Origin of the sequence: Parapedobacter koreensis (assembly GCF_900109365.1) — a bacterium.
GTDB classification, from domain to species: Bacteria; Bacteroidota; Bacteroidia; order Sphingobacteriales; family Sphingobacteriaceae; genus Parapedobacter; species Parapedobacter koreensis.
In genome coordinates, this window is sequence record NZ_FNZR01000002.1 from 709,759 (window position 1) to 728,285 (window position 18,527).

The window sequence follows — 18,527 nt, forward strand, 5'->3', positions numbered from 1 at the left end:
TTAAGTTCATCCTAACCCTTCATCATTCTTTGATCAGAAGGAAACATTCAATCCAAAAAGCACACTGCGTGTCATCAAGTCCGTCCCGCCAATACTTGCGCTTGGCTGTTCAGGGTCAAACCCGGACCAGCTGGTAAAAATGAATGGGTTTTGCACGGTGGCATAAAGCCGTATGCGGCTTGCTTTGATCTGTTCAGCAAGGGAGCTTTTGAATGTATATCCCAGCGTCGCATAAGCTATCTTCAGAAAATCTGTACTTTGCACCACATGGGATACGGTAGATACCGTGCTATTTTGATCACGGTAAGGCCCCATATTGGAAGGTTGTCCCATGGTGTTTGATGGATTTTCCGGCGTCCAATAGTCTTTCCTCAGGTTGTTGAAATTCATATTGTTATTTTCCAGGGCATAGGAGACATAAAACTGATTTCGCTCGCGGGCACCTGTTCGCCAGTAAGTGTGGACGGCCAGATCGAAATCCTTGTATTCAAACGTATTCGTGAAACCACCATTCCAGTCCGCTTGCCTTTTGCCATCAATGGCACGGTCACGGTCGTTGTGAATTGCCCCATCTCCGTCGAAATCACGCACACGGAATTGTCCCGGACGTTGCCCGTACCGGGCAGCCTCTTCCTCTTCGCCGAGTTGCCACACACCAATAGTCATCAGGTTCCAGTTTGTCCGGATAGGTTGCCCGATGAACCATCGGTTGGCATAATCGCCCATCATTCCTTCCAACTGCGGCGAATAGCGTCCCATGTCTTCCTTTGCCGCCAAATCCACGATGGCATTGTGATTGTACGCGACACTAATTACCGAGGTCCATCTAAAATTATCGGTTACTACATTGACCGTATTCAGCATCACCTCCGTCCCCTTGTTGCGCACCGATCCCACATTGTCCGTGATAGAACCATAGCCCAGGTGTGTAGGCACTATCCGGCTCATGATCAAATCGGTGGTCAACCTATTGTAGAGTTCTACACTACCTGATATCCGGCTGCGGAAAAGTCCGAAGTCAATCCCCAGATTATATTCGGCCGTCTTTTCCCAGGTAAGCGCATCGTTACGCAAGTTGTTGGGTGCATTTCCGATGACGTCTTCCCCAAAAACATAATACCTTGGGCCCGATATCGTACCGCTTGTCGAATAGGGGGACACGGAATCGTTGCCGGTACGCCCATAGCTCAGCCGAAGTTTAAGGTCGCTCAACCAGTCGACATCCGTCAGGAACGCTTCCTGTTTAAGGCGCCAGGCAACGGCCGCAGAAGGAAAAAGAGCCCATTTATTGCCTGATGCCAGCTTGGATGACCCGTCATAGCGTGCACTTGCTGTAAGCATGTATTTATCATTAAACGTATAGTTTGCCCTAAGGAGGTACGACATCAGGTTGACCCGCGTATAGGCAGAGCTGAGACCTGTCATTTCGCCTCCTTGTAGGTTATACCACAGCGAGTTGAAACTCAGGTCACGCGAAGCCGCCTGAATGTTTTCATATTGATTTTGTTGCAAGGAAAACACACCGGTAATATCCAAGCGATGTACCCCGGACTCCCACTTATAATTCGCAATGTTGTCGAATACCCAGTTCAAATCCGTGTATTTCCGCAAGCTATTGGTGGCTCCCGCCGCAGTCCCCTGCAAAGCTTTGGTATACACCCCGCGATACTGGCCCACCTGCGTATTGACGATGTAGGGAGAGAAGGACGAACGGAGTTCCAATCCCTCAATCGGTTTCAGGCTCACATACGCATTAGCCAAGATATTTGTTGCCTTCGTATTATTAAACTCATTCTGTTGGGTGACCAAGGGATTAAACAAGCCGTTGCTTGGGTACCGGAAAAGTTCTGTGCCATCCACCAGGCTATTCGGGTGCTGTGTAGGCCGCATACGGATAGCATCCTGCATCAAATCCGAATTGCCCGTTTCACGGTCATCATAGGTCAAGTAAAGGCTTCCGCCGAAATTCAGAAATCTGTTCGCTGTCAAATCCAGGTTAGCGCGCAGGTTATACCGGTCATATCCTTGCGGATACAACATACCACCCTCGTTATAATAGCCCGCAGAAAGCGAATACTTGGTATCTTCGGTGCCACCAGTCGCCGAAATGGTGTGGTTGGTTTGCATTGCCGTATTTGACACGGCGCTGACCCAGTCGAAGTAATTGTTTTGTTGTACCGCAAGTAGTTCTGAAGGATCCGAAAAAATAGTCTCGTCCGAAATGTATTCGTTGTTATTCGTTGCCCGGCGGGTCTCACGGGCAAGCTGCACGTATTCATTCCCGGACATCATGTCCGGTAAATTCATGTATTGCCGAAAGCCCACATAACCCTGGTAGCTGACACTGGGCTTACCATCGACACCCCGTTTCGTGGTGACGATGACCACGCCATTGGCACCACGCGAACCGTAGATAGCCGTGGCCGATGCATCCTTTAAAATATCAACCTTTTCAATGTCGTCCGGATTAATTTTATCCAGATTTGCGCCTGGCACTCCATCGATAACGACAAGTGGTTCATTGGTACTCGAAATCGAGCTCAATCCACGCACCTCAATCGAATAACCGCCGCCTGGCTTGCTGTTGCTCCGCACAATGTTCACGCCGGACACCGCCCCTTGCATACCCGCCAACGCGTTGAATTGCCCGCCCTTGGTCAATGTTTGATTGGAAACACTTCCTACGGCCCCTGTTAAATCGGATTTCTTGACCGTGCCATAACCCACCACAACCACCTCGTCCAGTTCGCTCTGTTCGACGTCCAGCAGAATCATCATATTGGTAGCTGCACTGACACGTTGCGCGGTGTAACCTACCGATGAAAACTCCAATGTGGCACCTGCTGGAATATTTTGTAATGTAAAATTTCCCTGTTCATTCGTGCTGGTTGACGTCGATGAGCCCACCACATTGACTGCTACCCCGGGCAGTGGCTCATTCGTCGTCGCATCCCGGACCGTACCATTCGCAGTCTGACCTTGAGCAAACGATTGCATTGTTGCCCAAAGAAAAAAAGGTAACAACCAAAAGCCTCTATTCGAAAAAGCTAATTTTAATGTCATAATTCTTTTTTTAAGGTTTGAAAAATTCACTTCAAATAATTGGTTCCCTCCCAATTATTCATTGGTTAACATTTGCTTATCAATGGCCAAATGGCATCAATTGGTTTAATTGTAATTGTTTTCCTGAATCATAATTCACATGTTTAAAATATGGGTTAGCTTCTTATTAATTGGACAGCAAAAGTAGGTTGAATGCCTTTTCAAGGCTGGGTCAAATTGTCTCAAATGATAGGTCACTTTGTACAATCCGTCTTTTCTTTCTCCCGGTATTGCGTAGGTGTCATACCGAAGGTATCTTTGAAGTGTTTATTGAAATACTTGAGCGTGTTGAAGCCGACCATATCCGCGATTTCCGCAACATGGAGTTGGCTATCGCGAAGCAATTGGGCTGCCCTTTTCAAACGAATAGCACGGATAAATTCTGCCGGATTCCGACCAGTAAGGGATTGAAGTTTTCGATACAGGTGCCCACGGCTCAATCCAATCTCCTGGCCGAGGTCATCAACTCCATACTGTGGATTGTCCATATTTTTTTCGACACTTTGCAATGCCTTTTGCACCAGCGCCTCGTCAAGCGAATTGATCGTAATGCTGCTTGGCGTTACTTCGATGGTGGTATGAAACAGCGCCTTCCGCATTTCCTGTTGTTCGATAAGTTTTTCAATACGTGTCAACAGCGTAGCATATACAATGGGTTTAGCCATATAGGAATCTGCTCCGGCAGCATATACGGCCAACTTTGCATCCTCAGATGTCCGTGCCGTCAAGAGGATAATGGGGATATGGCTGGTCTGGATATTGCTTTTCAATCGCTGACAGAGGGTAATCCCATCTATCTTAGGCATCATCATGTCCGAAAGGATAAGGTCGGGCTCGTCGACCAATGCCCGTTTTTCACCTTCCTCCCCATCCGAAGCTTCTATCACACTATAATGCACAGCCAGTTGCGACTTGAGAAACTGCCTGAACTCGGTATTATCCTCCACGATGAGAATCTTTTGGGTTGTAACGACCTGTATAGCCTTAATCGATTCCTGTGCATTGTCCTGTGAAGGCAGTGCAACGGGTTCAGCTGCCAAATCAGTAGGCAATTGTACGGTAAATGTTGTCCCGCTGCCCAGGCTACTGGCCACGTCTACCTGCCCTTCATGCAACGCTACATACTCGTTGACCAGGTACAGACCAATACCGCTTCCCGCCTGATTGGACACCTGGTTGTCTGCCTGATGAAACCGGTCGAAGATATAAGGTAAATCGGCTTCAGCAATCCCACGTCCCGTATCGGCCACGATGATGCGCACGCATCTTCGTTCGCCCGTGATGTCCGTTGACACGCGCAACCTCACCTTCCCCTCTTGCGGGGTAAATTTGAAGGCATTGGACAGCAAGTTGTTCATCACCTTCTGGATCTTGTCTTTGTCAAAAAACATGTACACCGGCGTTTCCGGTCTATTCAGCGCAAAGTCCAAGTATTTACTATCGGCTATAGGTTTAAAAGAAGCATATACACCTTCTAAGAATTCAACGATATCGCCATGGCTCAATCGCAATTCTTCACCCTTCACCTCCAGCTTGCGGAAATCCAGTAGTTGGTTGACCATCGCCAACAAGTCATTTGAATGCCCATATATCGCTCCCAGTCTTTCCTTCAGCGCAGGGTCGTCCACATCATTGCGCAGCAATTCCAGCGGGGTCATAATAAGCGACAATGGCGTGCGAAACTCGTGGCTGATGTTGGTAAAGAAATTGAGTTTAAATTGGTCAAGTTCCTCCCGTTGACGCTGCGCTTCCATTTCTTGTTTACGCAGCATTTTAAGGTGATTTCGCCAATTAAAATACCTAATAATTCCTAACACAGCCAATAAGGCAAGTACAACATATAATAACTTAGCCCATGCCGTAGCCCAAAAAGGTGGGGAAATCACAATGGCCAGTTCGGCATATTCGTCTCCCCAATGCCTATCGTTATTGGCTGTATACACTTTAAATGTATATTTCCCCGGCGGCAAACCCGTATAGTTTACCCTGCCCACGCCGTCGGTTTGTATCTCCGTCCAGCCTTGGTCATAGTTTTCCAGCCGGTATCGGTAATAGGTCTTGGAAGGGTTTACATAATTCAATCCCGCAAACTCCAGCGTGATAAAGTTTTCATGATGCTTCAGATGGATGTCATGCATCTGGTTGATGGGCTGTTCAAATAATATACGCCCATTATGGGTTATACGCTCCTTAATAGGCGTGTTAAACAGCCTGAACCCGGTAAAAATCGGTTTATGCACACCGGCATTATACACCATCGACTCTGGATGAAACACATTCATGCCATGTACGCCGCCAAAATACATGGTACCATCGCTGGCCCGCATGGATGCACCGGTATTAAAGCGTCCTGCCTGCACACCCGCTCCATCCGTACTACCGAAATTTGTGACCGTAAAATCATAGCCTTCCGTGCCACTATTCACCGTAATCTTGCTGATGCCATTCATGGTAGACACCCACATATCTCCTTTTTCGTCTTCCAAAATAGCCGATACCGTCTGGTTCGGGCGATCATCGTTGATCGGAATTTCGTAGATTCGGTTGTTTCCCTCATCCCACACCTTTAGCCCATCAACGCTTATCCAGTGAAGCGATCGGCTATCCGGATAAATAAAATTAAACTCCGCTCCATGGGTCCGGATCTGATCCCTGTAAGACGGAAACCACAGGCTGTCTGTTGTTATATCGTAGAAAAACAACTCCTCTGCGGCCACAGCAAGCACACGGTCATTCATACGGGTAAACGTCAGCCCCAATTTGAGGTTGCCTATTTCCGGATGGTTTTTATACAAATAATCAATGGATCCCGTACGCGGGTCAAATCGGCCCACTCCCCCATACACGCTCACCCACAGCTGGCCTGAAGCATCTTCGATGATCATCCGGCCATTGTTCGGATTCGGGTCGGCATGGATAGCGACACCCGGTTGCTCATATTGCCGCACTTGCCCATTCGCTATGCAGAATACGCCGTTAAGGAATGTGGGCACCCATATCCGTCCCCGGCTATCGCGATAGAGCCACATACAAAGTTTTCCTTTCAGCTCGGGGTATACGCTCTCTAATCGGTTGGTTTCAGGGAAATAGCGAAATAATCCGTTAACCGTACCCACCAGAATCGTACCGTCCGGTTCTTCAAGAAAACAGCGGACATTTTCATTGGTGACATGGCTTTCATGCGGCACAGTGTGTATCAGATTGATTTTGCGCATGCTTGCATGGTAATAACAGATTCCCTGAAACAATGTACCAATCCATACCCCATTGTCATCATCGATGTAAATCGTACTGATATCATTGACCAGCCTTCCACCGGTCGTCAGGGGCAAGCCGACAAACGATTGCGTATGGAAAGACCTCCCACTGACCACTCGAATTTCTGCCAGCGACGTGCCTACCCATGCGTTGCCATCCTGATCGACATCCATGCAAGTAAAAAAGTTGGACAAACCGGCAATATTCGTTGTAACATTCCATTGGTCGGACAAGGGGTCGTAATACAGGAGATCGGTTTGGTGCATCAGCCACATCCCACCCTTGGACGATCGCTTCAACACCAGATTATACGACGCCTCATTGATCAATCCTGCCAACCTATCGTCTTCACGAATAATTTTCCGTGTACGGTAGTTCCACAGCCGGACCAACCCATTCGAATAAACTATCCAGCAGGTATCGCCCACCCGTTCGATTTCGCGCGGCAAAAGATCTCGGCCCCCTGTTTCAATACCTGGATGTGGCAACGCAATACATTTACCAATTGCCGTATCGTAATACGAAAGTGTACGATCCTCCTCAACAAACCACAAGGTTGTAGTATCGTCAACAAAGAAATCGCTCAACTTGCCAGATACTCCATACGCCCGCAGAACGCTGTCTACATCCGGCACATATTGATTGGTATTCAGGTCGAACAGCTGTAACCGATGCTTCTCTTTAAGCCAGATACGGTTTTGGCTATCCACATATTCCTCTTCATCTCCCGTACAGTTCCATGTATATAGTGTGCCGCTATCTTGGCGAAAGAAATCAAACGTCCCGCCGTTGTACAGGTTTAGCATTGATTGCGTCCGTATCCGCACGCGACCATCCGGTGTAGTGCCTATTCCCTTGATCAAGTTGTCAGACAACCCGCTATTGGCATCAATATGGCGAAAAACATAGGAATGTTGTGCCTGTAAATGAAAGCAAGACAGACACCAGCTAACAATTATTCCGATTTTAATGATTTTCACTCGACGCTATAGCTCTTCATACGCTGGTCAGTTTGCAAAAATAACAATAGCTCCATAACCTTTGCAACATTTACGATTAAAGTTACGATGCAGATGTTGCCCATGCCCAACCTCAAACAGTAATCACATCAACATAGCTGCTCGGCGAAATATCGCTTCCGTTGTAGCAAGTAAATGAAGCATAGACGTGTACGGGTTTTCCAACAAACATCGGCCGAACAGCGATTACATCCCGGCCTTCAGTCCGCGACGCGCCGTTAAAACGGAATTCGCAGACCTCGTCATCCGGAAAAAACAACACGGCAAGCAAGTAATCCCTGCCGCCGGCGTTGCCCTCGCCGGTGTCATTCGTCCACTGCAGTTCCAGCCCCCCATCTACCCAGCGTGCCGTACCGTCTTTCACGGGCGGCACACTGCCCATGCTCACCAAAGCTTTCCGGTAATCGAATGCTAAATCCGGGTATTCGCCCACGATAGCCTGCTTCTTGTTGTAGGACATCGCCACATTAAACGCACTCATGACCCTCCGATCAGCTTCATGCCTGAATCCTACGCGGATGAATTGGATCACGCGCTGCAGGAAGCGTTGTGTCAGTGTCATCTTTAATTGGTTAGCCAGTTGATCGGGCGTACGCGGTTTTGAGGAAAAACGAGGCAGGCCGCGTATCACGTCCTTGCCGCGCCATTGATAGCCGACAATGCTGCCTACCTTTCCGCTGAATCCACCATTAGGACCGTTTTTCAAGATTGCCATATCCTTTTCCTGTTTTTTGTATATTACTAAAGTAATAAAACCTGATGACCAATTCCAACAGTAACTGATAAGTTACTGATAGTTTATAAGGATTTATTAGGGATTTGTCCCTATAAAGTCCCTACAATTTCCGTATTATTTCCGTATAATGTTTCTACAATTAGTAAAAGTAGTAAGAAGTAAATAACCTGTTCATGCAGTTCCTGTTGCGGAATCGTAAAAATAATAGTGCATTCCCACTGCTACTTTCATTTCGGTCAGCGAAATTCTTATTTTTGGGCGCTTCAATGTTAACAAATCATTAATTATAAATGAATTTAACATCATTTACATCAAAACTTTTCTCAACTAAATATTCCTTATTTCTCTTCATTGCGTTATTCAGTTATTTTCCCGTCGTTTTTGCGCAGATAAGCCCACCGGGATTGGGCAGCACGGCAACCGCTTCTTGGATAGCGTTTGGAATCAAACAGAACCTCAATGCCGAAAATACCAAAAGTTCAACCACTTATTTAGGGTTTGGCCGCATCAGCGACCCGCACCTTGGCAGCAATCCCGCGCGGCATCCAGCCATTATGGTACTTAACCAAGAGTTTTACCATCAGTTTGCCGACCGCTGGCAGTATTCCTACGCATTAAGCTACCGTCGACAAAACCAATACCAGGAGTCCGACGCCCACTTCGTACCGGATTCCATTCCGATACAACAGGAGTTCAGGTTATATGGTCGTATGGCCTACACACATCCCCTTGGAAAGAGCAAATGGACCAACACCTTCCGCCAAGAGGTACGGAAATATTTCGACCCGGATTTTGGAGCCGTCGAGGAAAACATCCAGTTCAGGACCCGCGCGAAGACACAGCTGACCATCCCGCTGGATGTCGATGGCAACCAAAAGATTGTCGGCGGCGCGGAAGCCTTATTTGCCATTTCGGAAGAAAACGTACCCGGCCATGAGTGGAGTCCTTTTGCCTATAAGGAAAGCCGCTTTACCTGCTACTATTCGTTCCAGCCAAGTAAAAGCCCACTCACACTGGATATCGGCTACATGAACAACCTCATCGGACATGGACACCATACCAAGGATGTCCAGTACATCGCGTTGGATGTGATTTGGAACAATCCGTTTACGCATCATTGAGGATAAGTACAATCACCACTATTATCTGATACAACCGAAAGTATGGTCTCCACGCTGGATTTGCCCATTCCAGACGCGGATTTGGCCGTTTGGATGCGTTCCCCGGAATTGAAAGCAATCCGATGTGTATATTTGCACATGAGAACGTCGGGATTTCCGATACAGATCTGGATAAAGCAGGGTTTACTTTTCTCCGTGACCCTTACCATCTATGTGATGCTGTCGTCTTATATGGAAGGGTTGAATGGGCTACAGGTATTGGATCGGACCACATTCGCCTTCCTGGTTTTTTTCTGCATTTCCATGGGCAATACAGCCATATACGCATTGATGCCTCCGCAAAACGGGGTACGGCTTTCCGCGGCTGCTATTGGCATCAGTAGTGCATTCGCCATCCTGACCATCTATGCGGTGCACAACCTCCATAAGCGGCTCCTTAGCGGGTACCCGATGCTATCCCAACCGGTTTCGGATATAGCAGGTGGAAAGCTATATGTTTACCTTGCCTTGCAGGCCGTGCTGATGAACGGTGTATTGCTGATCTGGCAGCACTTGAGTATCATGCAGTATGCCAAGTGGCAGGTGGAGCTTGAAAATTCACGGCTTGCCAAAGCAAAAAGCGAAGCTACAAACCAATTGCTGCGGCAGCAGATCCATCCCCACTTCTTGTTTAACGCACTCAGCACATTGAGGGCCCTGATCCGGAAAGACGGCAATATGGCGGAAGCCTACCTGCTGAGGTTGGCTGACTTCCTCCGGGTTGCGGTATCCTCAAATCCTGCCGGCACGGCAACGCTCCGCGACGAGATAAAACTGTGCCGCGATTACCTGGAGATGCAGAAAATGCGCTTCAGGGATACGTTGCGTTTCAGCATCACCGTCGATGAATCCCTTATGGATCATAAACTTCCCCTATTTGCTGTCCAATTGCTTGCCGAGAATGCGATAAAACACAACCAGCTTACGAAGTCGATCCCGCTGTCCATCATCATCGCCTCAGAAGGCGGATGGATATGCGTCAAGAACAACATCCATGAAAAAGCCTATATAGAAGCATCCGCAGGCATCGGCCTGGCCAATCTTGCCGAACGCTACCGTATGCTCTCGGAAGAGGGCATCGAAATCGTGCGGAACAGCGAACATTTTCTAGTAAAAATCAAAATACTGAGCAATGAACGTCCTATTGATCGAAGATGAGGAATTGGCCGCCGAAGTGCTGGCAAATGCTATCCAGAAGGCTACACCGGACGTCCGGATCCTCGCCGTACTGGCTTCCGTTGCAGAAAGCGCCGAATACCTGAACGAACCCACGCAGTCCCAACCCGACCTCATTTTCTGCGATATCCAGCTGGAGGATGGGTTGAGTTTCGAGATATTCAGCAACGTACGGGTATCCGCCCCGGTGATTTTCTGCACAGCATATGACGAGTATGCCCTGGAGGCTTTTAAAAGCAATGGGATCGATTACCTGCTGAAACCGACAAGTGAGGAAGCCGTTGCCACCGCCCTTCGCAAGTATTATGCGTTCCAGCGTATGTTCACGGTCGGCAGAGAAAGTCATGACGGCGTTTACAAACGGCTCCTGGATGATATGCTGCGTAGGCCAGTTTCCCTGTTGGTGAATTACAGGGATAAAATCATCCCCTTATCCATCAAGGAGATCGCATTGTTCTACATCGAACAGGAGGAAACCTACCTACTGACTTTCGATAGGAAAACCTTTGCCATTGGTAGGCCCCTGGAAGAATTGGAACGGCAGGTGGGAGACGAATTCTTCCGTGTAAACCGGCAGCAGTTGGTAAATCGCGGGGCCGTGAAACACGCGTCCCAATCCATTTCGCGTAAACTGGCTGTGGATCTGACCGTCCCCTTTGGGGACACCGTCAAGGTGAGCAAGGAGAAAACAGGGCAGTTCCTGCGCTGGCTCTCCGGCCACTGATGTTTCGATTTCCCCCCTTTATTTGTCCGTTTCGGTTATTTTATCCTTTTCCACGCCAAAGGATAAGGACATTTTTGTATCCAGAATGAACGTAAAACTCGATGCCAAGATCTTGCTCGTTGCTGCATTATCCGCTATCCCCCTGCTATTACCAGCACAGACCGATCCGGCACAACAGACGGAACACCCCCCGGACTACCCATTGGTCAAACCCTACATAGTGCAGCTCGACCGGGTGGCCAGAGCCGACTACACCAACCGGCATCAGGATGAGGAATTTGGTAGGGGAAACGCCAGCATGCTCCGCTTCATGGCACTCGGCTCTTTCCCGATCTACAAACAAGGCAAGACGACCTTTGCGGGGAGTGTCCTATATACGCACATGGCTATTTCCAATTCAGGGATGTCGGGGCTTCCGGGATTTATACCCGACCGGCGCATGCAGATCAATGACGTGAACCTGACCACCTCAATGTTTCACAGGGGAAACCTATGGAACAAGCCCGTCCTGCACAATGTCAACATCATCATGGCAAGCACGAACCTTGTCTACGTGAGGAAGGTGTTTGTCACTGCCGTCTCATCGCTGATCTTTGTCAAAGGCCCGGCCACAAGATACACGTTGGGCGTGTATGTGACATCGGATCCTTCAAGTACCACGCCGGTAATCCCCGTAATCAGCTATTGGCATCGGCTCGGTGGCGGACCCTGGGAAATCGATGCGGTCTTTCCACAGAAAATCATACTGCGAAAGGCCAATTTCCTAAAGGGTTGGCTGTCAATCGGACCGGAACTGGCGGGCAGCAGTTTTTTCACACCCGAGTCCGACGCCCTCCGGGGCAACCACGAAAATCTTTCAGCGGAGCTCTGTTCGGGTATCGGGTATGAGCGTTTGTTCGGCCGCATCCTTGCCGGTGCCCGTGCCGGCTACCGCAACACCATACAGAGCCGCCTGATGAAGGTTTATAACCGGAATACGGATTATCTTTTTGAAACGGATGCCAAAGGGAGCGCATACTTCAATTTCAGCATCTCTTTTGTCATCCCCAATGCGCAACTATCGAAATGATGCAACACATCCTGATTTTTAAGACTTCGGTGGCGACCGGGAAAGACGTATCAGCCATCAGTCCCGTGATGGACAAGCTGCTCGGCAAGGGCAACTGGACCGTTGACCTGGACGATTGCGATAAAGTATTGCGGGTATGCACCAACCGCAATGCTACAGAAGACATCGTGGCGGCGTTGGCATTTATGGACTTCACTTGTGTGGTGTTGGACTATTGATGCCTGGTTTTCCATCCACATTTATGCTAATATTTCTGTATTTTAGCAAGGTTTTTTTAACACGTAGCGTGCGATGAAGCCAACCATCACGATTGAATATTGCCCGAAATGCGGCTGGATGCTGCGATCGGTATATTTCGCATCTGAACTATTGACTACCTTCACCGAGGAACTCGGTGGCGTCCTGCTGAAGCCTTCGGAAACAGCGGGGAGATTCACCATAGCCATCAATGAAACAATAATTGTGGATCGGAAAACGGACGGTGGATTCCCCGAAATTACCGCGTTGAAGCGTTTGGTACGAGACCGGATAGCACCGGATAAGCAACTGGGGCATACGGATAAGGCGCAATAGAAAAAGTGAGGATATAGCCTGCTAACATACCACTAAATTTATTTAGAATTATTCCACATAAATACATAGCTTTGGGCCGTTTAAACTGCAATCTCGTATTCCGTGGACAAAAACGGCCAACAAGACCCACAACAGCAAGTCCAACACCCCTTGGATGAAACGGCGTTCCGTTTGCTGTTTGACCTTTATTGGAAACGTTTACTGGCCTTCTGCCAGCACCACACGCATGACGATGATGCGGCGATGGACATGGTACAGGATATTTTCTGCTCGCTTTGGAAACGACGGGAAACCCTCCAAATCAGTGTCAGCATGGAATATTACCTCTTCCGCGCAGCGCGCATCAAAATCAGTGATCATTTCCGCGAGAAATTCAAACGGACGGAACGGGAGAATTGCCTTGCTGAGCAGTTCTGCGAGACTGTAAACAATACGGAAGAAACCATCTACTACAAAGACCTCGACCACTTCGTGGATGGCTTGGTAAATCGCCTCCCCTGCCGCTGCCGACAGGTGTACACCCTCAGCCGCAATAGTGGATTAAACATCCGCGAAATCGCTGAGCAACTGTCCATTTCTGAGAAAACCGTGGAGGCACACCTCACCAAAGCTCTTGGTTTCTTAAAAAAGAACCTTGACGGGCAACTGGACAGCAAGTGATTGCACATTATCAGAATAATGAGTATATTTGCCAGTATACGACAAAGTATTATATGGAAACGTTTATTGTGCATCCGGAGAACAAGGCCCAAGCAAACGCAATTAAAGCCGTATTAAAAGCCATGAATATCTCTTTTGAGAAAACATCGGGCAAAACCTATGATCCGAGTTTTGTAAAGAAAATCAAAAAAAGCGAAGAAGAGTTCCGAAACGGCCAATTCAAATCTATTAAAACGGAAGATTTGTGGAAATAGATTATTCTGAACAAGCAATGGCTGACATTGCTTGTTGGAAGAAATCTGGAAACCTCGCTATCCAAAAAAAGATCAGCCGCCTAATTAGTTCCATCCAAGAGAATCCCTATAACGGAATAGGCAAACCCGAGGCTTTGAAATACGAGCTATCAGGCAAATGGTCAAGACGTATAACCGATGAGCACCGGATCGTTTACGAAGTCTTAAACGACAGAATAAGAATCCATTCCGTTAAGGGGCATTACTGGAAATAATTTTTTCCATACCCGACTAAGGGTAAGCCGCCCGAACGCCGACTGATGTTGTAAACGCAACATCCATGGAGATTGACCACCGCTTGCTGGAAAAATACTGGTCGGGCCGATGCACGCCCGAAGAACGGACAGCCGTGGAAGCCTGGATGGCCGAAGATACCCCCGATCGGGAATACGAATTGCATGCGCCTAATGGAGAAGAGGCACTGAAAACACAGCTGTGGCAAGGTATACAGGGCGAACGCAGTAGCAAACAGGAAGAACCGGAAAAAAAGCCCGCGGAGTCCTATCACCGGCGACTACATCACTGGCTGATGCCCATAGGCATAGCCGCTTCGTTACTCATCGTAACATCCCTCTATCTATTCAAGTGGTCATCAATTACCGAACATCCCGGGCTATCCATTGCCGAATACCGGGAAATAGCGGTGCCGTACGGCAGGAAAATGCAAGTGACCTTACCAGACAGTACTACAGTATACCTCAACGCAGGAAGCACGCTAAAATATCCCGTTCGATTCGATGGCAGTCGACGACATGTGCTGCTCGAAGGCGAGGGCTTCTTCGAGGTGACCAAAAATCCCGAACAGCCGTTCATCGTGGAGACCCCGTATGCAGCGGCACGGGTATTGGGCACCCGCTTCAATATGCGGAGCCGTGCCCCGGATCAATCCAGCCTGACCGTGGAGGAAGGCAAGGTACAGTTTACCGCCGCAGGAGTGGCCGATACCCTTACCCTTATCGCCAATGAACAGGGCATCTACAACGGCAAAGCCATGGAACAGTTGGCCGTAAACAGCCGCAATTATACGGCATGGAAAAGCGGCGAAATCATTTTCAACGGAATTTCATTGGCGGAAGCACTGCCCGAACTGGAGCGCTGGTATGATGTCCGCATTACCTTGCAAAACCCCGGATTGGCAGATTATCGCGTGAAGGCCAGTTTTATGAATGCGTCGCTCTCTTCGGTACTGCATGACCTGGCATTCAGCATGAACATTAACTACACCGTTAAAAACAAGGAGGTTATATTGTATCAATAAATATTAAATCATTAAATAAAGAAGCCCGGTGCACTCATCGCCAAACTCGTTCACCGGGCATATGCAATGGATTCATCAATTATTCAATCACATTACACTGTTTCAAAAATATGAACTTTTCGCTATTTAGCACCACATACCTTTCACATCTCTTCAAGACCCTCATCCTCATCCTATGGCTTACGCTTATCACATCCCTCTCCTGGGCACAGTCCGACATCCTGCAAAAACGCATCAGCATCCAGGTGAATGACGTCACCCTCGCGCAAGCATTGGAGCAAATCGAGGAGAAAGCAGGCTGCACGTTTATTTATAGCCTCAACCTGCTGGATGCCGGCCGGAAGGTCAGCCTCAACCATCGCGACGAGACACTCGAACGCGTGTTGCAGGATGTATTCGGCGACGCCGTGAAGCGCATGGAAATCAAGGGCAACCGCATCAACCTCCAGCCATCGGCTGGCAAAGGTACCGTGTCAGGCACGGTACGGACAAGCGATGGGCAACCTGCCGGATTCGTAACTGTCAGCATCCGCGGGCAGCGGAGTACGCAAGCTGATGAGCGGGGAGGCTTCAAGCTGGAAAACATTGAAGCCGGCACCTATACAGTTGTGGCCAGCTATGTGGGTTTGCAAACCCAGCAGCAGCGGGTGACCGTAGCGCCGGACGGCACAGCCAATGTAGCGTTTACCCTGAGCGAAGATGCACAGACCTTGCAGGAGGTTGAGGTGACTGGCCAGCAACGTAAAACTTCGTCAGTGACAAAAACGGATATTCCATTGGAAAATTTGCCCATGATGGTACAGATTATCGACCAAGCTCAATTGCAGCGGCGGCAGGTGCTGTCCATACGGGAAGCCATTGCCAATGTCAGCGGCATCAACTATGCCAGCTCCTACTCAGGCGGTTATGATGCATTTTCAGGAAGGGGATTTGAACTTACCGCCATGCGGAATGGCGTGAGTATAGCCAATGGTGCAGGGCAGCTTTATGGCGATAACATCGAGCAGATCGACGTACTGAAAGGCCCAGCCTCCATCCAATATGGCGACTTGCCGCCGGGATCGGTGATCAACTTAGTCACTAAAAAACCACTTGAACAAAATTATACACGGTTCGAAATGAAATTGGGCCAATACAGCCTGCTTCGTCCCACGTTCGATATCAGCGGTGCACTTGATGAAAACAGGACCGTACTGTTCCGCCTCAATACTACACTTGAAAAGGCTAATAGTTTCCGGGATGAAATCAACAACCGGACATTTCTTTTTGCTCCGACCATTACCTGGAAAATCACCGATCGGCTAACCTGGAACGTTGAGGCGGTCTACAGCAATGACGAACGTACATCGGATCCGGGTATTATCTCCCCCAACCAAACGTACGATGGACTCCAGCGGTTGCGATTTGAAACCTTTCTCGGCGAACCCGCCAACATGTAGCATACAACCTTGACAACGAACTAGCCCCTTCATACTCGACGCTCGATGCCGCCATTGGCTACCAATACCGCCATTTCTTCACCCGGCTCAATGTATCAAACTTAACGAATGAGAAAGGATACACGTATGGCATGTACGGGGGGTATTACCCACTTTGGGCGAGGCGGGCAATATTGAGCATCGGCGTCAAACTCTGATGAAATTGCGGACTATCAAAAAAAAGCTATCCGATTTCAATGCCTTTTTACACCGCTGGCTCGGATTGATTTCCGGGCTGGTGGTGTTTATCTTGGGAATAACCGGCTGCATTTATGTCTTAGAACCAGACATCAAAAACGTCGCTTACCGTGATCGGCTATTCATCCAGCCATCCGAAGGAACACCGCTTTCCCTTACGGAACTAACACGCATTGCACAGGATACCATGGGGGATATTCCATTGGTATCCATCCAGGCCAATACTGCGCCGAACCGTACATTCCGGGCAAATGCCATGTTATTCAATCCGGCCGGCACGCACTATTTCAACACGATCCAAGTGTATTACACGGTATATATCCACCCGTATTCCGGAAAGATAGTATACATCGAAAACACAAAACACGAATTTTTCAACATTATCCTGTATTTGCATTACAACCTAATGCTGGGCATGGTTGGCAAGTATATCGTGGGATGGAGCACGGTTATTTTCATTGCCCTACTGCTTTCCGGCCTTGTATTGTGGTGGCCGTGGAATAAGCATATGCGGAAGCGTAGCTTCCGTTTCGGCTGGAAAAAAACCACGGGATGGAAGCGGAAAAACTATGACTTGCACAACGTATTGGGGTTCTATAGCCTTATCGTTTGCCTGATTTTAGCGGCTACCGGCCTCGTCTACACGTTTTCCTGGTTCAACCAAGGTTATCACCGGGCATTGACCGGAAATGCGTTATTGACCGGGAGCCGGCCCGTCAGCGATACGACGGTCAATATCACCTCCCCGGAAGCGCCCTTGGATCGCCTTTGGAATCGCCTTCAATTGGAATATCCCGACCTATCCAGCGTTTTTTTCCTGCTTCCAACAGCAGCACAGGGTACCTACATCGCATATATTGATTACCTGGAAGGGAATAAGTACAAAGAGAAACGGTATCACTTTGACCAGTATACGTTGCAGGAATTGCCCTTCGCTGATCACTTCGCGAAACGGTATGAAGATTTATCCGTAAGAGAAAAAATATACCGCCAGAACCGCAATATACATATCGGCGCCATTTACGGCCTGCCGACGAAAATTATCGCTTTCATCGCTTCACTGATAGCAGCCTCCCTCCCCATCACTGGCTTCCTCATCTGGTACAACCGGAAGTGGGGGAAGAAGAAAAAAAGCAGAGATAATGAACAAAGAACAAGGACGAAAGAAAGACGCAATTAAAATTTGGTTATATCCCCGGCGGTTAGCATATTTGCAGTTGTTTAGAATTTATCTAAATAACACAAGCGATGCTCAGCAATTCAATAGACAGGCTAATTGGCGGGGACGTGACCGCTTTTAAGGAAATCTATGACCGTTATTGGTCGCAGGTGCTGGCAGTCTGTGAACGTCTTATCGGATTACATGAAGAAGCCGCCGAACTGACTCAGGACATTTTCTATTCGCTTTGGGTGCGCCGCGCATCATTGTCTCCAGCTATCAACCTCAGTGCGTACCTGCACCAAGCAGCTAAAAACCAATCATTTAGATACCTGCGAGACAAGCAACGTTTGGAACGCAGGCAAGCGGGTTATAACCCGGCTACCGAAAGTACGGCGTCGGCGGAAGACATCCAATTCAAAGAGCTCCAGCGCACCTATGCCAAATCGATGTCGGCCATCCGTGAGCCTGCCAAAACTATATTCCGGTTGAGCCGTGAAGAGCACCTCACCCACCGTGAAATTGCCGACCAGTTGAATGTCTCGATAAAAACCGTGGAATACCACATGGGAAAAACCCTGCAACTATTGCGACATTCCCTGCGGGATTATTTGAAATCGTAATTCCAATATGTTTTAATTTTAAAAAAAACAGTCTCCGTTTA

Annotated in this window: 16 protein-coding genes; 13 read left to right on the plus strand and 3 right to left on the minus strand. The window is 48.5% G+C overall.

Translation table 11 applies throughout. The annotated features are described in order from the left end of the window. Positions 1 to 33: 33 nt before the first annotated feature. From BMW65_RS07245 to BMW65_RS07255, 3 genes are all read right to left on the minus strand, one after another. Positions 34 to 2,997, minus strand: coding sequence for a SusC/RagA family TonB-linked outer membrane protein (locus tag BMW65_RS07245; RefSeq protein ID WP_218145358.1), 2,964 nt, complete (start codon positions 2,995 to 2,997; stop codon positions 34 to 36). Positions 2,998 to 3,296: 299 nt separating this feature from the next. Further along, positions 3,297 to 7,235, minus strand: a complete 3,939-nt coding sequence (locus tag BMW65_RS07250; protein ID WP_090604030.1) for an ATP-binding protein — start codon at positions 7,233 to 7,235, stop codon at positions 3,297 to 3,299. Positions 7,236 to 7,452: 217 nt separating this feature from the next. Then, positions 7,453 to 8,094 (minus strand): DUF6266 family protein, encoded by a 642-nt coding sequence (locus BMW65_RS07255; protein ID WP_090604033.1) that lies wholly within the window; start codon positions 8,092 to 8,094, stop codon positions 7,453 to 7,455. Positions 8,095 to 8,405: 311 nt separating this feature from the next. Between BMW65_RS07255 and BMW65_RS07260 the strand changes: the two genes are divergently transcribed. The 13 genes from BMW65_RS07260 (at position 8,406) to BMW65_RS07320 (ending at position 18,486) form a co-directional block, all read left to right on the plus strand. Then, positions 8,406 to 9,236, plus strand: coding sequence for a DUF2490 domain-containing protein (locus tag BMW65_RS07260; protein WP_090604035.1), 831 nt, complete (start codon positions 8,406 to 8,408; stop codon positions 9,234 to 9,236). Between the two features lie 138 nt (positions 9,237 to 9,374). Continuing rightward, positions 9,375 to 10,433, plus strand: a complete 1,059-nt coding sequence (locus BMW65_RS07265) for a sensor histidine kinase (RefSeq protein WP_177181036.1) — start codon at positions 9,375 to 9,377, stop codon at positions 10,431 to 10,433. Continuing rightward, positions 10,408 to 11,175 (plus strand): LytR/AlgR family response regulator transcription factor, encoded by a 768-nt coding sequence (locus tag BMW65_RS07270; protein WP_090604039.1) that lies wholly within the window; start codon positions 10,408 to 10,410, stop codon positions 11,173 to 11,175. The genes BMW65_RS07265 and BMW65_RS07270 overlap by 26 nt, the downstream gene beginning before the upstream one ends. An 85-nt stretch (positions 11,176 to 11,260) precedes the next feature. Then, entirely contained in the window at positions 11,261 to 12,244 is a 984-nt protein-coding gene (locus BMW65_RS07275) for a hypothetical protein (RefSeq protein ID WP_090604041.1), read from the plus strand. Beyond that, a complete protein-coding gene (locus BMW65_RS07280) occupies positions 12,241 to 12,462 on the plus strand; it encodes a hypothetical protein (RefSeq protein ID WP_090604042.1) in 222 nt (73 codons plus the stop codon). Before BMW65_RS07275 ends, BMW65_RS07280 begins: the two co-directional genes overlap by 4 nt. Positions 12,463 to 12,535: 73 nt before the next feature. Then, on the plus strand, positions 12,536 to 12,817 hold the full coding sequence (locus BMW65_RS07285; RefSeq protein ID WP_090604044.1) for an Rdx family protein: 282 nt from the start codon (positions 12,536 to 12,538) through the stop codon (positions 12,815 to 12,817). A 102-nt stretch (positions 12,818 to 12,919) separates the two neighbouring features. Continuing rightward, the gene (locus BMW65_RS07290) at positions 12,920 to 13,477 is read left to right on the plus strand and encodes an RNA polymerase sigma-70 factor (protein WP_177181037.1); all 558 of its coding nucleotides are present in this window, start codon (positions 12,920 to 12,922) and stop codon (positions 13,475 to 13,477) included. A gap of 53 nt (positions 13,478 to 13,530) precedes the next feature. Then, positions 13,531 to 13,731 (plus strand): DUF2683 family protein, encoded by a 201-nt coding sequence (locus BMW65_RS07295; RefSeq protein ID WP_090604048.1) that lies wholly within the window; start codon positions 13,531 to 13,533, stop codon positions 13,729 to 13,731. Then, the gene (locus BMW65_RS07300; RefSeq protein WP_262497313.1) at positions 13,722 to 13,985 is read left to right on the plus strand and encodes a Txe/YoeB family addiction module toxin; all 264 of its coding nucleotides are present in this window, start codon (positions 13,722 to 13,724) and stop codon (positions 13,983 to 13,985) included. The genes BMW65_RS07295 and BMW65_RS07300 overlap by 10 nt, the downstream gene beginning before the upstream one ends. 65 nt (positions 13,986 to 14,050) lie before the next feature. Then, positions 14,051 to 15,028: a FecR family protein gene (locus BMW65_RS07305; RefSeq protein ID WP_090604052.1), complete on the plus strand. Its 978-nt coding sequence runs from the start codon at positions 14,051 to 14,053 to the stop codon at positions 15,026 to 15,028. A 110-nt stretch (positions 15,029 to 15,138) separates the two neighbouring features. Further along, positions 15,139 to 16,467 (plus strand): TonB-dependent receptor, encoded by a 1,329-nt coding sequence (locus BMW65_RS07310; RefSeq protein ID WP_090604054.1) that lies wholly within the window; start codon positions 15,139 to 15,141, stop codon positions 16,465 to 16,467. Positions 16,468 to 16,663: 196 nt separating this feature from the next. Continuing rightward, the gene (locus BMW65_RS07315; protein WP_090604056.1) at positions 16,664 to 17,884 is read left to right on the plus strand and encodes a PepSY-associated TM helix domain-containing protein; all 1,221 of its coding nucleotides are present in this window, start codon (positions 16,664 to 16,666) and stop codon (positions 17,882 to 17,884) included. 68 nt (positions 17,885 to 17,952) lie between these two features. After that, the gene (locus BMW65_RS07320) at positions 17,953 to 18,486 is read left to right on the plus strand and encodes an RNA polymerase sigma-70 factor (RefSeq protein WP_090604058.1); all 534 of its coding nucleotides are present in this window, start codon (positions 17,953 to 17,955) and stop codon (positions 18,484 to 18,486) included. Positions 18,487 to 18,527 lie beyond the last annotated feature (41 nt).

Coding starts and splice junctions, on each gene's coding strand:
- BMW65_RS07315 (WP_090604056.1), top strand. CDS start 16,664: ATGAAATTGCGGACTATCAAAAAAAAGCTATCCGATTTCAATGCCTTT.
- BMW65_RS07275 (WP_090604041.1), top strand. CDS start 11,261: ATGAACGTAAAACTCGATGCCAAGATCTTGCTCGTTGCTGCATTATCC.
- BMW65_RS07260 (WP_090604035.1), top strand. CDS start 8,406: ATGAATTTAACATCATTTACATCAAAACTTTTCTCAACTAAATATTCC.
- BMW65_RS07305 (WP_090604052.1), top strand. CDS start 14,051: ATGGAGATTGACCACCGCTTGCTGGAAAAATACTGGTCGGGCCGATGC.
- BMW65_RS07270 (WP_090604039.1), top strand. CDS start 10,408: ATGAACGTCCTATTGATCGAAGATGAGGAATTGGCCGCCGAAGTGCTG.
- BMW65_RS07265 (WP_177181036.1), top strand. CDS start 9,375: ATGAGAACGTCGGGATTTCCGATACAGATCTGGATAAAGCAGGGTTTA.
- BMW65_RS07285 (WP_090604044.1), top strand. CDS start 12,536: ATGAAGCCAACCATCACGATTGAATATTGCCCGAAATGCGGCTGGATG.
- BMW65_RS07255 (WP_090604033.1), bottom strand. CDS start 8,094: ATGGCAATCTTGAAAAACGGTCCTAATGGTGGATTCAGCGGAAAGGTA.
- BMW65_RS07320 (WP_090604058.1), top strand. CDS start 17,953: ATGCTCAGCAATTCAATAGACAGGCTAATTGGCGGGGACGTGACCGCT.
- BMW65_RS07245 (WP_218145358.1), bottom strand. CDS start 2,997: ATGCAATCGTTTGCTCAAGGTCAGACTGCGAATGGTACGGTCCGGGAT.
- BMW65_RS07280 (WP_090604042.1), top strand. CDS start 12,241: ATGATGCAACACATCCTGATTTTTAAGACTTCGGTGGCGACCGGGAAA.
- BMW65_RS07310 (WP_090604054.1), top strand. CDS start 15,139: ATGAACTTTTCGCTATTTAGCACCACATACCTTTCACATCTCTTCAAG.
- BMW65_RS07295 (WP_090604048.1), top strand. CDS start 13,531: ATGGAAACGTTTATTGTGCATCCGGAGAACAAGGCCCAAGCAAACGCA.